A 13489-nucleotide genomic window follows, 5' to 3' on the forward strand; every position below is an offset into this window, starting at 1 on the left:
GCCGGTTGCCGCAGGGCTACTTTCAGGGAACCCCATCCCCGGGGTTCTTTGGAGGCCGTCATGAGCAACCGCAATCGTGTTTTCCCGCTGTACTACTCCAGCCGCTATGAAGCATCGCCAGTACGGGACTGGCTGGTGGATTTCGACGCCTGGCTGGCGCGTCAGGCCTACAACCGCACCTCGCACCGAACGCACCTATCGGTGGCCCGCCACGTCCTGGAGCAGCATTCGCCAGTGGACAGGCAGCGGGTGTTCGCACGCAGCGAGTTCCGGCGGATGTTCCAACCCTTCGAGCAGGACTATTTCCATCGAGCCAGCATCGGTGCGTTCCGCAGGTTCCTGATCGAGTCAGGACAGTGGCACGATGACTCGCCCGCAGGCCCTTGCGCCGATCTTGTCGAAGCCTTCCGCCTGCACGGCCTGGATATGCGCGGCCTGTCGGAGGCGCACCAGCGCCGGCAAGCCGAGACGATCGACGACTTCCTGCGCAGAAGCCTGGTTGGCGGCAAGATCCTGGCTGATGTCGCAGTGGCCGATATCGAGGCCTATACCGCCCATTGCGCGCAGTTCCTGCAGCGCCCGACGATGATGTCGCGCCTGTGCAGCCTGCGCGCCTTCTTCCGCTTTTGTCGCGACCGTGGCGTCAGCAGCCTCAACCCTGACGGCATCGACCTGCCGCGCAAGTATCGGCACGAGAAGCCGCCGCGCGCCATCGCCTGGGAACTGACCCAGCAGTTGCTTGATTCCATCGACCGTAGTGACTTGCTGGGCGAGCGCGACTACACGCTGTTGTACCTGATGGCCCACTATGGTTTGAGGACCGGCGAAGTGGCCGCCCTGACCCTAGACTCGATTGACTGGACGCAGCACACGCTGCGCATTGTCCAGAGCAAGACCCGATCGACGCTGGTCCTGCCGATGGCTGAACAGGTCGAGCAGGTACTGCAACGCCATGTGCGCCAAGGGCGTCCCTCCACCGGCCGGCGCGAGCTGTTCCTGATCCTGACGGCGCCGATTCGTCCCATGCCGGTAACGGCCATCGGCTCGATGTTCCAGCGCCGCGTCTGCGCCAGTGGCCTGCCGTTGCGCGGCGCTTCGCCCTATGGGCTGCGGCATGGCTTTGCCATGCGGCTGCTCGAACACGGGGTCGGCATGAAGGCCATAGGCGACCTGATGGGACACGCGAGCCTGGAGAGCACATCGGTCTACCTCCGGCTGCACACCGAAGCCTTGCGCGGCGTGGCGCTTTCGCTGCCTGCCGGGACCGCCAGGAGGGCTGCATCATGAACAGCGAACTTCCCACCTGGTTCGTCACGCCGCTGCGTCTTGTCGTGCATCGCTACCTGTCTTACTGGCGCTCCCTCGGACGCTCCTATCGAGGGGAGCAGTGGAAGCTGGACAAGCTCTGCCAGTTCCTGGAAGCGGGCCGGCATATCGACCTGGACCGTGCCAGCTTCGAGGCTTGGAGCGACTCGATGCAGCATACGACCCCGACGATGCGACGCAACGCGCAACTGTCGGTGCGTCGGCTATGCCTGTATCGCCAGCGCAGCGAGCCCGACTGCTTCGTGCCGGATCCGCTGTACTTCGCCCGCAAGGGCGCTCGTCCCATTCCTTTCATCGTCAGTCCGAGGCAGATAGGACGATTGCTGGCCCATCTTGATGCATGCCGAACGCCCCAGCCGGTCCTGGCCTTGCGCCATGCGGTGCTGCAACTGGCCTTCGTGCTGTTGTACACGGCGGGCCTGCGGCGGCAGGAACTGGTCAACCTGACGCTGGCCGACGCCGATCCACAGCAGGGCATGCTGACGATACGGGCCACCAAGTTCAACAAGACCCGGATGCTGCCCCTGTCGGCCGATGCACAGGCGGAACTGCAGGCCTATCTGGCGCTGCGCCTGGCAGCAGGCACCGATCAATCCGAAGGGGCGCCACTGCTGGGACACTACACCCTGTCGGGCGGTTTCAGCGGCTACACGGGCTTCGGCCTGTACACCTTGCTGGCCCGCACATTGGAGCAGGCCGGCATCGTCGATGACCAGGGCCGCAGGCCCCGCATCCACGACTTCCGCCATACGTTCGCCGTGCAGGCCCTGCTGCGCTGGTACCACGAAGGCGCCGATGTCCAGGTGCAGTTGCCTTACCTGTCGATGTACATGGGGCACGTCTCCATCGTCTCGACGGAGTATTACCTGCACTGGATTCCGGAGATCGCCTTCGCGGCCAGCCAACGGTTCGAGGCCCGGTACGGCCAATTGGTCGCGGGAGAACCATCATGAAGCGCAACACGCCCAACGATCTTGGCATCTGCCTGTCGAAGTTCTTTCAGGACCACCTGCCGGCCATGCGCGGCATGAGCACGCACACGATCCGCAGCTACCGCGATGCCATCGTGCTGTATCTGCGCTTCGCTGCCGACCAGTTGGGCAAACCGCCTGACCGGCTCGACCTCGGCGACCTCAATGCCCGACAGGTGGCCGCCTTCGTCGTCTCGCTCGAACAGGTGCGGGGCAACGGTATCGGCACCCGCAATGCCCGGCTCGCCGCCCTGCACACACTGGTGCGCTTCGCGCTCAGCGAGTATCCGCAGCACATGGCCGAACTCCAGCGCGTGCTGGGCGTTCCCTTCAAGCGCCGCGACCGGCGTGAACCCCTGATGTACCTGGAAGAGAACGAAGTGGAGGTCCTGCTGAAGCTGCCCGATCGGCCGAGTCAGGCCGACCGGCGCAGCCATGCACTGTTCTCGCTGATGTTCAACACCGGCGCCCGTGTGCAGGAAGCGCTTGATCTGAGGGTATGCGACGTGCGCATGGCCGCACCATGCCAAGTGCGGCTGCAGGGCAAGGGTGGCAAGATCCGCATCTGTCCGATCTGGCCGCAGACGGCTGCAAAGCTGCAGCAGCTCATCGACCAGTTGCCTGCGCCCACGGAGGCCGACAGCCCCTTGTTCGTCAACCATCGCGGTCAGAAGCTCACCCGTTTCGGCGTGCGTTACTTGTTGCGTCAGCGCGTGGCGGGCTGCATCGACACGATCGGCGCCGACCGTGCGCGGCAGATCCATCCGCACACGCTGCGGCATACGACGGCGGTGCATCTGCTGCGCGCAGGCGTGGACTTCGCCACTATCAGCCAGTGGCTGGGGCATGCGTCGCTGACGACGACGATGAACTACGCCCGCGCCGATCTTGATCTCAAGCGCCAGGCCTTGGCCCAGGTCTTCCCCGATGTGCTCGCTCCGCCCAAGGCCGGCAGGATCGCTCCTCAACACCTGGAAATCATTGAATGGTTGCGGCGGCTGTGAGGTCGGTTATGTGAAGCGAAAGAGCCGGGAAGGCTTGTGGCGCAAGAGCTTCCCCGGCTCGCTGCACATTACGAAGGCATCCACATAAGTCCATGAACAGCAACGCGAATACCTCATGCTCGAAGCCGGCCAGCTTGGTGCGCAGGTACTCCTTGACTGCCGCCGGAGAAGTGAACTCGGCACCGCGCTGCATCTTCCGGTCGATCACGTGGCGCGCCGCTCCAGAATGTCGTCGGCCGACGCCGGCAGATAGCGCCCGTGTGCGTCGCGCACCAACAGCGAAAAATCGGATGAGGAAAAGGACAGTTGCGACATGATCGTACTCCGGTTGCTCGGGCGGAATTGCCCGGAACCGTGGCCAGCACGGCGCAGCGCAAGCAGTCATGGATCGAAGACGGCCGGCAGGCCGCAAGCGTGCCAGCGCGCGCAGTCATTGACGGCGAGAACGCCGTGATACGGTGAAGGGAACAGCAAGACCGCCTACACCCCACTTAGCCACACACCCGCCGTTGGCAAGTGCGCAGCATGCGCAGGCCCGGCTCAACGATCCAGGCCGGAGGCGTCAAGGGGTCAGCGCCGAATGGCTGTGATTCGGCACGAGGCACAGGGCATAGCCCGCGAGCACGACGGCGAAACGCCGGAACGCCGGAACGCACGACTATGGCTTGTCGTCCTTGAGGGAAAGCGCTCCGCGCGATTCGAGCAGGCGCCGCGTCTTCTCCAACTCTTTTTGCAGCAACTCGGCATCCGGCAGTACCGTCCGATAGTTGGCTGCCATCACCTTGGTCGGCAAGCCATCTAGCGCATACCGCGCCAGGGCATGGCCTTTGTCTGCGCACAGGATCAGGCCCACCGGCGGATTCTCATCCGCATAGGCCCAATGCTCCTTGGCATAGTTGCAATACATATGCATCTGGCCCACGTCAGCATGGGTCAGACTGCCTAGCTTCAGGTCGATGATGACCAGGCAGCGCAGCTTGCGATGGAAGAACAACAGATCCACCCGATACCAGGTCTGATCGATGCGCAACCGACGTTGCCGCCCAACGAAGGTGAAGTCTTCCCCCAGTTCCAGCAGGAAGTCTTCCAGCCACTGGATCAAGGCCGCTTCCAGGTCGGATTCCGAATACTCATCCTTGAGGTCGAGGAACTCCAGCACATACGGGTCTTTGATCGCATCATTGGGCGTGACGACATCCTCGGGCTTGGCCACCGAGCCCTTGACCAGCATCGCCGCCTTGTCCTTGGACAAGGCCGTGCGTTCGTAGAACTGGCTGCCGATCTGCCGGTCGAGCTGGCGCACGCTCCAGCCGCCGCGCAACGCCTCTGTCTCGTAGAATCGACGGGCATGGTCATCTTTGACCGACAGCAGCCGGACATAGGCCGACCACGGCAAGGTGAAGACCTGGGCCAGTTCGGAGAGGTCGAATTTCCGAGACACTGTCTGGGATTTCTCGGCAGGCGACTCATTTCCCAATTTCCCAGACAGTGTCTGGGAAATCTCAGGCTGGGGGTATGCGAGGAAGAAACGCCGCATGTTCTCCAAGTTATTGACACCGAAGCCACGCCCGAATCGGGCCGTCAGATCGGCGGACAACTGCTCCATCAACTGCTCGCCGTAACCGGCCCGCCGCCTGCCTTTCTGCTCGGCTTCGACGATTCGGTGGCCAATCTCCCAATAGCTGGCCGTCATCAACGCATTGACACTGCGCGCCGCTGCCCGGCGCGCCGCATCCAGCAGTTCCACGATGCCACCGTGGATGCCGGCATAGCCAGCCGGTACGGCAGCAGGTTTCCCCACTGCCGCAGGCGTCTTCCTTGTCATGCTGATGCCTCCATGGAACGGGATGCCCCAGTAATCGCCAGCCGCCGATTCGCCACCAGTTCGGCCGCCTCCCGCACCGGCTTGTCTTCGGTATGAACATAGTGCATAAACATCGCCACGGTCTTGTGACCTGTGAGCTTCATGCCCACCTTGGTTGGCACGCCCGAGTTGGCAATGTCTGTCGTCGCCCGGTGGCGGATGCCGTGCGTGCCAACGTGTGGAACGCCAGCGGCCTTGAGCACGCGCGTCCAGCCGCCGTAATGCTCACCGTGGGTCATGTGCTGGGTCGGATCGTTCGGCGACGGCAGGACGTAGGGGCAACCTTCCCGGCGAGGCGCGGTAGACAGTAGCCGATAGGCTTCTTCACTCATGGGCTTGGAGATACCGCCGGTCTTGCTGTCGGGCCAGACGACGCGGCGCTTTTCCAGATCAACCCAATCCCATTCGAGTGGACAAATTTCGGAGCGGCGGGCGGCAAACTCGAATTGCAGGCGGATTGCCAGCGGGATGACGTAGCTCTCCAGTCCTTCCGCCTCCAAGTGCTCCAACTGGCGGAAGATCCGCACCAGTTCATCGTCCACGATGAGCCGGGTTTCCTTGCCAGGTGGGTACATCGGAACGTGGCGGCATGGATTCGTGCCGTCCGGGCGCAGCCCCCACACTTCGGCCAGGTTGAACATCTTGCGCAGTACGCCGAAGGTGCGATTGGCCTCCGCCTGCTTGTAGGCCAGCTTCTTCATCAGCGTCGCCACGTCAGGGCGCTTCACGTCCTGTACGTTCATCCGGCCCATGATCGGGATGATGCAGCGGTCAATGACGCCCTGATAGCCGCGCTGCGTGCTGGGCTTGTTACGCTGTTTGGAGTAGTCCTCCATGAAGGTGTGGCAAAACTCCTTCATGGTCGGTGCCTTGCGGGCGGCATTCTTGGCTGCGCTCGGGTCGCCGCCCCGGCGCACCTCGGCCAGCCATTCCTGCGCCATTGTGCGTGCCTGATCGACCGTCAGTTCCCCGTACTGGCCCAAGGCGGGCTTGCGGCGCTCGCCCGCGTTCGAGCGGTACTGGAGCATGAACACCTTGCGGCCCGCCGGGGTGATCTTGCACAGGAAGCCGGGCACCACGGTATCCCGCAGTTCGATGGCCTTGTCTTGGGGTTGTGCCGCATCAACTGCGGACTTGGTGAGCTTGATCTTCGCCATGATGACTCCTCGGAAAGCCCGGTTTCCAAGAGCCGCATGGGAGCCACGCGAAGGGAAGCCGGGTCAAGTTTCGGAAAGCACCGGCATATGTTGAACTCGCCTAAGTGATTGATAAACCTGCTGTATCTAGCCTTGGCGTAGTCCAGCGAATTGCGGTACTGGAGTCATCGTGAAACAAAAAAAGCCCCGCGATGCGGGGCTTTTTCATATCGAGAATGCCGACCGAATCAGCGCTTCATCGAACTGAAGAACTCGTCGTTGGACTTGGTGGTCTTCATCTTGTCCAGCAGGAATTCCATCGCTGCGATTTCGTCCATCGGGTGCAGCAGCTTGCGCAGGATCCAGATCTTCTGCAGCAGCTCCGGCTCGATCAGCAGATCCTCGCGACGCGTGCCCGAGCGGTTGATGTCGATCGCCGGGTACACGCGCTTTTCGGTGATGCGACGGTTCAGATGCACTTCGCTGTTGCCGGTGCCCTTGAACTCTTCGTAGATCACCTCGTCCATCTTGCTGCCGGTTTCCACCAGCGCCGTGGCGATGATGGTCAGCGAGCCGCCTTCTTCGACGTTACGGGCCGCACCGAAGAAACGCTTCGGACGGTGCAGCGCATTGGCGTCCACACCACCGGTGAGCACCTTGCCCGAGCTGGGCACCACGTTGTTGTAGGCGCGTGCCAGACGGGTGATCGAGTCGAGCAGGATCACCACATCCTTCTTGTGCTCGACCAGGCGCTTGGCCCGCTCGATCACCATCTCGGCAACCTGCACGTGGCGGGCGGCCGGTTCGTCGAAGGTGGAGGAGATGACCTCGCCGCGCACGGTGCGCTGCATTTCGGTCACTTCTTCCGGGCGCTCGTCGATCAGCAGCACGATCATGTGCACTTCGGGATGATTGCTGGTGATGGCCGTGGCCACCTGCTGCATCATCATGGTCTTACCGGCCTTGGGCGGGGAGACGATCAGCGCGCGCTGACCCTTGCCCTGCGGCGCCATCAGATCCAGGATGCGGCCGGTGATGTCCTCGGTCGATCCATCGCCACGCTCCAGCCGGAAGCGCCGGCGCGGGAACAGCGGGGTCAGGTTCTCGAACAGCACCTTGTTCTTGCTGGCTTCCAGCGGCTCGCCGTTGATGGTGTCGACGATCGACAGCGCGAAATAGCGTTCGCCATCCTTGGGAAAGCGGATGCGGCCGGACAGGTGATCGCCGGTGCGCAGGTTGAAGCGACGGATCTGGCTGGGCGAGATATAGGTATCGTCCGGGCCGGCCAGGTAGCTGGCTTCTGCGGCACGCAGGAAGCCGAAGCCATCGGGCAGGATTTCCAGCACGCCGTCGGCGGCAACGCCTTCGCCGTGGCGGGTCAGCACCTTGAGCAGGGCGAAGATCACGTCCTGCTTGCGCGCGCGCGCCACGCCTTCCTGGATGTTGAGCTGGTCGGCGATGTCCAGCAGCTTCTGCGCCGGCATCCGCTTGAGATCGCTCAGCGAATAGACCGGGAAACCTTCCGGCACGGCCGGGTGCGGACGCGCGATGAACGGCTCGTTGCTGCCATCGGACGACGGCATGCCGCCGCCGCCCTCGTTGCCGAAGCGGTCGCGTCCACGGTCGCGGCGGTTGCGGAAGCGGTCACGGCGGTTGCCCTGCTGATTCTGCCCCTGCCCCTGACCTTGCTGATTCTGGCCGCCATTCTGGGCTTGATCCTGACCCTGACCCTGACCCTGACCTTGCGCCTGTGCCTGACCCTGGTTCTGGCCCTGAGCCCGGTGCTGCACCTGATTCTGGTTCTGCTGCTGCTGCGCCTGATTGAAGCGCTGCTGCTGTGTCTGGCCACCCTCGCGGGAGTCGCCATGGGTGTCGCCGCCCGGGTTGCCCTGGTTGGCGCTGGGGGCGTTACCGGCATAAGAGGCGCCATCGCCGGACGTCTGCGCCGGTGCCGAGTCGGCAGCGTGCGACGGTGCCTGCGGGGCACGTGGAGCGTCGGATGCGGGGCTGGCGGGCAAGGGCAGGTTGGGCTGCTGCGCGCCACCGTCGTCGGTGGCAGCGGCGGTCTTGCTCACGCGCGGCTTGCGCACGCGCTTCTCGACAGGAGCGTCGACGCTGCTCCCGGTATCGGAGGAAGGATGATCGGACAAGTGCGTGATTCCTCGCTAAGAGTGCGAGCGCCCGGCTGGGGGGCGAACTTTAGGTGATGGGAGTCTAGAAGAGGTTTCTAGAGGGGTACGTCGGCGCACGAACGTGCTCCGGATCAACTGACACTATCACCGCTGCGCGCAACCGCGCAAGCGCCTGCCGCAGCAGGATTTAACTGCTGGCGCATCACCGGGCGCCCATCGCTGGACGCCCACCCGCTCAGGCGGCCGCGCCGCCCAGGGTCTTGTCGATCATCTGGGTCAGCTGGCCCTTGCCAACCGCACCGATCTGGGTGGCCTGCACCTGGCCGTCCTTGAACAGCAACAGCATCGGGATCGAACGCACGTGGTACTTGATGGCCAGGGCGCGGTTCTGGTCCACATTGACCTTGGCAACCTTCAGTCTGCCCTGGTATGTATCGGCCAGATCGTCCAGCACCGGGGCGATCATCTTGCAGGGTCCGCACCACTCGGCCCAGAAATCCACCAGCACCGGTTCGCCGGATTGCAGTACAGCTGTATCGAAGTCGGCATCGCCGACATGTTGAACCTTGTCGCTCACGTTGGGTCTCCTGGAAACCAAAACGGCCCGCCCGAACGGGCAGGCCGCTACATTGCGTTAAACTGGGGCATTGCGCGACTGAATCAAGTATCAGTCCTGAAGCCGCGCTGTCCGCCACAACAGCCGCAGTTTGCGACGCTGTCGGCATCGATGCAAGCCGCGCCCGGGCTGCCCAGGGCGCCTCACGAAGACGGAATAATGAGCGACAAACCGCTGACCGATTTGACTTTTTCCACGTTCGACCTGCATCCGGCGCTGATCGCCGGGCTGGAGAGCGCCGGGTTTACCCGCTGTACCCCGATCCAGGCGCTGACCCTGCCGGTCGCGCTGCCGGGCGGCGACGTCGCCGGCCAGGCCCAGACCGGCACCGGCAAGACCCTGGCGTTCCTGGTGGCGGTGATGAACCGCCTGCTGATCCGCCCGGCGCTGGCAGACCGCAAGCCGGAAGACCCGCGCGCGCTGATCCTGGCACCGACCCGCGAACTGGCGATCCAGATCCACAAGGATGCGGTCAAGTTCGGCGCCGACCTTGGCCTGCGCTTTGCGCTGGTCTACGGCGGAGTGGACTACGACAAGCAGCGCGAGTTGCTGCAGCAGGGCGTGGACGTGATCATCGCCACCCCGGGCCGGCTGATCGACTACGTCAAGCAGCACAAGGTGGTCTCGCTACACGCCTGCGAGATCTGCGTACTGGACGAAGCCGACCGCATGTTCGACCTGGGCTTCATCAAGGACATCCGCTTCCTGCTGCGGCGCATGCCCGAGCGCGGGACCCGGCAGACCCTGCTGTTCTCGGCCACGCTCAGCCATCGCGTGCTCGAGCTCGCCTACGAGCACATGAACGAGCCGGAAAAGCTGGTCGTCGAAACGGAAAGCATCACCGCCGCGCGGGTGCGCCAGCGCATCTATTTCCCCTCCGACGAAGAGAAGCAGACGCTGCTGTTGGGCCTGCTGTCGCGTAGCGAAGGCGCGCGCACCATGGTGTTCGTCAATACCAAGGCATTCGTCGAGCGCGTGGCGCGCACCCTGGAGCGGCATGGCTACCGGGTCGGCGTGCTGTCGGGCGATGTGCCGCAGAAGAAGCGCGAGTCGCTGCTCAACCGCTTCCAGAAGGGACAGCTCGAAATCCTGGTCGCCACCGACGTGGCCGCGCGCGGTCTGCATATCGACGGGGTCAAATACGTCTACAACTACGACCTGCCGTTCGATGCGGAAGACTACGTGCACCGCATCGGCCGTACCGCGCGGCTGGGCGAAGAGGGCGATGCGATCAGCTTCGCCTGCGAGCGCTATGCGATGAGCCTGCCGGACATCGAGGCATATATCGAGCAGAAGATCCCGGTCGAACCGGTGACCTCCGAGCTGCTGACGCCGCTGCCGCGCACCGCGCGCGTGCCGGTGGAAGGCGAAGAGGCCGACGACGATGCGGGCGACAGCGTGGGCACGATCTTCCGCGAGGCGCGCGAACAGCGTGCTGCCGAAGAGCAGCGCCGCGGTGGCGGTCGCAGCGGCCCGGGCGGTGCGTCGCGCAGCGGCAGTGGCGGCGGTCGTCGCGACGGCGGCAGCGCCGATGGCAAGCCGCGTCCGCGTCGCAAGCCGCGTGTGGAGGGCGAAGCCCCGGCCGCGGCAGCGCCGAGCGAAACGCCGGTGGTTGCTGCGGCGTCGGTCGAGGCGCCTTCCACCATCGTGGCCGATGCCGAGCGCGCACCGCGCAAGCGGCGGCGTCGTCGCAACGGCCGTCCGGTCGAGGGTGCCGAGCCGGCAGTGGCCTCCACACCGGTTGCCGCACCTGCGGCACCGCGCAAGCCCACCCAGGTGGTCGCCAAACCGGTGCGCAGCGCCGCCAAGCCGTCCGGCAGCCCGTCGCTGCTGAGCCGTATCGGTCGTCGCCTGCGCTCGCTGGTGTCCGGCAACTGATCGCCTGCGGCCTGCGTCGCATCGCCGGGCTCCGGCGATGCGACGCAAGCGCTGGCGCTCCGGCATAATCGCCGGATGACCGTTCTGCGTTTCGACAACGTCAGCAAGCACTACGCCGGTGGCCACCAGGCGCTGACCGATGTCAGCTTCGAAGTGGCCGATGGCGAGATGCTGTTCGTGACCGGCCACTCCGGCGCCGGCAAAAGCACCCTGCTCAAATTGATCCACCTCAGCGAGCGACCCAGCCAGGGCGCGGTGCTGCTGGGCGAACGCAACCTGCTCAAGGTGCGCGGCCGGCAGATTCCGCTGCACCGTCGCCAGGTGGGTGCGGTCTATCAGGACCATCGTCTGCTCAACGACCGCAGCATCGCCGAGAACGTGGCGTTGCCGCTGATCCTGCGCGGCACCCGGCGTGCCGAGATCGGCAAGCGCGTGCGCTCGGCACTGGAGCGGATCGGGCTGGCCCATCGCGAGCGGGCCTTGCCGTCGCAGTTGTCGGCCGGCGAGCAGCAGCGCGTGGGCATCGCCCGCGCCATCGTCGGCGAACCGCGCCTGCTGGTGGCCGATGAGCCCACCGGCAATCTGGATCCGGCGTTGGCCGCGGAAATCATGCAGTTGTTCGCCGAGCTGCCCGCGCGCGGCACCAGCGTGCTGGTGGTCAGCCACGACCTGGCCCTGCTCAAGCAGATGCGCAAGCGCGTGCTGATCCTGGATCACGGCCGGCTGGTCGACGACATCTCGCCGCAGGATCTGGCCGAATGAGCAAACCCGCCAATACCGACGCCGTCGCCCCCTCGCGGGTCGGCGTGTGGATCGACCACCATCTGCACAGCATCGCCTTCAGCCTGGGCCGTGCCATGCGCAAGCCCTGGGCCACCATGCTGACCATCGTGGTGATGGCGCTGGCGCTGGCCTTGCCGCTGGGGCTGTCGATCGCGCTGGACAACGTCAAGTTGCTGGCCGGCAGCGTGCAGCAGTCGCGCGAGATCAATCTGTTCCTGAAGGTCGAGATCGGCGCCGAGGCCGCGCAGGCCCTGGCCGGCGAGCTGCGCGCGCGCCCGGACGTTGCCCAGGTCACGCTGCGTACGCCGGCGCAGGGGCTGACCGAACTGCGCGAGAGCGCCAAGCTCGACGAGGCGATCGATGCGCTGGGCGACAACCCGCTGCCCACGCTGTTGGTCGTCACGCCCACCGAGACGGCCGACGATGCGCAGCTGGCCGGCGCGCTGCAGGCCTTGCCGCAGGCGGACCAGGTGCAGCACGACGCGTTGTGGCGCAAGCGCCTGGATGGCTGGCTGCACTTCGGCGAGCGGCTGGTGCAGGTGCTGTCGGCACTGCTGGGCGTCGGCGCGGTGCTGGTGGTGGGCAATACGGTGCGTTTGGACATCCAGTCGCGGCGCGAGGAAATCGGCGTGCTGCAATTGCTGGGCGCCAGCGATGGCTTCATCCGGCGTCCGTTCCTGTATCTGGGGGCCTGGTACGGGCTCGGTGCCGGCGCCGTGGCGCTCGCGCTGATCGCCGCTTCCGGGCTGGCGCTGCGCGCGCCGTTGGCGATCCTGGCCGACAGCTACGGCAGCTCCTTTACCCTGCACGGGCTGGATCTGCTGCATTCTGCGATGGTTCTGGTCGGCACGCTGGTCCTGGGCTGGCTGGGCGCCTGGCTGGTGACCGGCCATTTCCTTCGCCAGACCCGTCCCACCGAGACCTGAGGCCTGCCATGCACCCACCAGATCTCAAGCACCTGATCAGTGACGCGCCGCGCGTGATGGTGGTCGATGGCTCCAAGCTGGTGCGCAAGCTGATCGCCGATGTGTTGCAGCGCGATCTGCCCAACGTGCAGGTGATCGGCTGCTCCAGCATCGCCGAGGCGCGCCACGCGCTGGAAGCCGGTGCGGTGGATCTGGTCACCACCTCGCTGTCGTTGCCCGATGGCGACGGTCTGACGCTGGCGCGCAGCGTGCGCGAAGCGGCCGGCCAGGCCTATGTGCCGGTGATCGTGGTCTCCGGCGACGCGCAGCAGCATCTGGTGGAGCGTCGCTTCACCGAGTACGTCACCGATTATTTTGACAAGGCGCTGGGTCACGAAGCCCTGGCGACCTTCATCCGCGGCTATGTGCAGCCCGAGCCGGTGGTCGGCGCGACCGTGCTGTACATCGAGGACAGCCGCGTGGTGGCCGAGGCGACCAAGCGCATGCTCGAGCGGCAGAGCCTGAAGGTGGTGCATGTGCTCACCGCCGAGGATGCCTTCGCGCTGCTGACCGCCGAATCGCTGGGCCGCACCGAGCGCCGCATCGACGTGGTGCTGACCGATGTGACCCTGAAGGGCGAGCTCAACGGCCGCGACGTGGTCGAGCGCATCCGCATCGACTTCGCCTACGGCAAGCGCCGGCTGCCGGTGCTGGTGATGACCGGCGACACCAATCCGCGCAACCAGTCCGAACTGCTGCGCGCCGGCGCCAACGATCTGGTGCAAAAACCCATCGAAGAACGTCTGCTGGTGACCAAGGTGCTGTTCCAGCTGCGCCTGGCACGGCTCGAGGATCAGGCGGTCACGCTATGACT

At 65.1% G+C, this 13489-nt stretch carries 11 protein-coding genes and 1 pseudogene; 7 read left to right on the top strand and 5 right to left on the bottom strand.

The features are described from left to right. Window positions 1–60 precede the first annotated feature (60 nt). Genes FHT08_RS19785 through FHT08_RS00300 form a run of 3 tightly spaced genes read left to right on the top strand, consistent with a single transcriptional unit; the run spans window position 61 to window position 3301 of the window. On the top strand, window positions 61–1287 hold the full coding sequence (locus FHT08_RS19785) for a tyrosine-type recombinase/integrase (protein WP_208408794.1): 1227 nt from the start codon (window positions 61–63) through the stop codon (window positions 1285–1287). Continuing rightward, entirely contained in the window at window positions 1284–2279 is a 996-nt protein-coding gene (locus FHT08_RS00295; protein WP_166773921.1) for a tyrosine-type recombinase/integrase, read from the top strand. Before FHT08_RS19785 ends, FHT08_RS00295 begins: the two co-directional genes overlap by 4 nt. Further along, window positions 2276–3301: a tyrosine-type recombinase/integrase gene (locus tag FHT08_RS00300; RefSeq protein ID WP_166773922.1), complete on the top strand. Its 1026-nt coding sequence runs from the start codon at window positions 2276–2278 to the stop codon at window positions 3299–3301. The genes FHT08_RS00295 and FHT08_RS00300 overlap by 4 nt, the downstream gene beginning before the upstream one ends. An 88-nt stretch (window positions 3302–3389) precedes the next feature. On the opposite strand, the pseudogene FHT08_RS00305 reads toward FHT08_RS00300, so the two are convergent. The 5 genes and pseudogenes from FHT08_RS00305 to trxA form a co-directional block, all read right to left on the bottom strand. Further along, window positions 3390–3616 (bottom strand): annotated as a pseudogene (locus FHT08_RS00305) (DNA repair protein RadC); the annotation flags it as partial. 343 nt (window positions 3617–3959) lie between these two features. Further along, entirely contained in the window at window positions 3960–5126 is a 1167-nt protein-coding gene (locus FHT08_RS00310) for a PDDEXK nuclease domain-containing protein (protein WP_166773923.1), read from the bottom strand. Then, window positions 5123–6322 (bottom strand): site-specific integrase, encoded by a 1200-nt coding sequence (locus FHT08_RS00315; RefSeq protein WP_166773924.1) that lies wholly within the window; start codon window positions 6320–6322, stop codon window positions 5123–5125. The genes FHT08_RS00310 and FHT08_RS00315 overlap by 4 nt, the downstream gene beginning before the upstream one ends. Before the next feature lie 227 nt (window positions 6323–6549). After that, window positions 6550–8451, bottom strand: a complete 1902-nt coding sequence (gene rho / locus FHT08_RS00320) for a transcription termination factor Rho (protein WP_166773925.1) — start codon at window positions 8449–8451, stop codon at window positions 6550–6552. Between the two features lie 217 nt (window positions 8452–8668). Next, on the bottom strand, window positions 8669–9010 hold the full coding sequence (trxA, locus tag FHT08_RS00325; RefSeq protein WP_005923050.1) for a thioredoxin TrxA: 342 nt from the start codon (window positions 9008–9010) through the stop codon (window positions 8669–8671). Window positions 9011–9208: 198 nt separating this feature from the next. Here trxA and rhlB point away from each other — a divergent pair, with 198 nt between their 5' ends. From rhlB to FHT08_RS00345, 4 genes are all read left to right on the top strand, one after another. Beyond that, window positions 9209–10927 (top strand): ATP-dependent RNA helicase RhlB, encoded by a 1719-nt coding sequence (gene rhlB / locus FHT08_RS00330; protein ID WP_047127482.1) that lies wholly within the window; start codon window positions 9209–9211, stop codon window positions 10925–10927. A 75-nt stretch (window positions 10928–11002) separates the two neighbouring features. Then, complete coding sequence (ftsE, locus tag FHT08_RS00335; protein ID WP_016903688.1) at window positions 11003–11689, top strand: cell division ATP-binding protein FtsE; 687 nt, start codon at window positions 11003–11005, stop codon at window positions 11687–11689. Continuing rightward, a complete protein-coding gene (gene ftsX / locus FHT08_RS00340; RefSeq protein ID WP_104536483.1) occupies window positions 11686–12636 on the top strand; it encodes a permease-like cell division protein FtsX in 951 nt (316 codons plus the stop codon). The genes ftsE and ftsX overlap by 4 nt, the downstream gene beginning before the upstream one ends. Window positions 12637–12644: 8 nt before the next feature. Continuing rightward, complete coding sequence (locus FHT08_RS00345; RefSeq protein ID WP_166773926.1) at window positions 12645–13487, top strand: response regulator; 843 nt, start codon at window positions 12645–12647, stop codon at window positions 13485–13487. Window positions 13488–13489 lie beyond the last annotated feature (2 nt).

The organism is Xanthomonas sp. CFBP 8151 (assembly GCF_011761885.1).
In the GTDB taxonomy this organism is placed as follows: domain Bacteria; phylum Pseudomonadota; class Gammaproteobacteria; order Xanthomonadales; family Xanthomonadaceae; genus Xanthomonas; species Xanthomonas arboricola_B.

What these genes read in the sequence shown, in the direction of transcription:
- FHT08_RS19785 (WP_208408794.1), top strand. Translation starts at nt 61, where the DNA reads ATGAGCAACCGCAATCGTGTTTTCCCGCTGTACTACTCCAGCCGCTAT.
- FHT08_RS00345 (WP_166773926.1), top strand. Translation starts at nt 12,645, where the DNA reads ATGCACCCACCAGATCTCAAGCACCTGATCAGTGACGCGCCGCGCGTG.
- ftsX (WP_104536483.1), top strand. Translation starts at nt 11,686, where the DNA reads ATGAGCAAACCCGCCAATACCGACGCCGTCGCCCCCTCGCGGGTCGGC.
- FHT08_RS00315 (WP_166773924.1), bottom strand. Translation starts at nt 6,322, where the DNA reads ATGGCGAAGATCAAGCTCACCAAGTCCGCAGTTGATGCGGCACAACCC.
- rhlB (WP_047127482.1), top strand. Translation starts at nt 9,209, where the DNA reads ATGAGCGACAAACCGCTGACCGATTTGACTTTTTCCACGTTCGACCTG.
- FHT08_RS00300 (WP_166773922.1), top strand. Translation starts at nt 2,276, where the DNA reads ATGAAGCGCAACACGCCCAACGATCTTGGCATCTGCCTGTCGAAGTTC.
- FHT08_RS00295 (WP_166773921.1), top strand. Translation starts at nt 1,284, where the DNA reads ATGAACAGCGAACTTCCCACCTGGTTCGTCACGCCGCTGCGTCTTGTC.
- FHT08_RS00310 (WP_166773923.1), bottom strand. Translation starts at nt 5,126, where the DNA reads ATGACAAGGAAGACGCCTGCGGCAGTGGGGAAACCTGCTGCCGTACCG.
- ftsE (WP_016903688.1), top strand. Translation starts at nt 11,003, where the DNA reads ATGACCGTTCTGCGTTTCGACAACGTCAGCAAGCACTACGCCGGTGGC.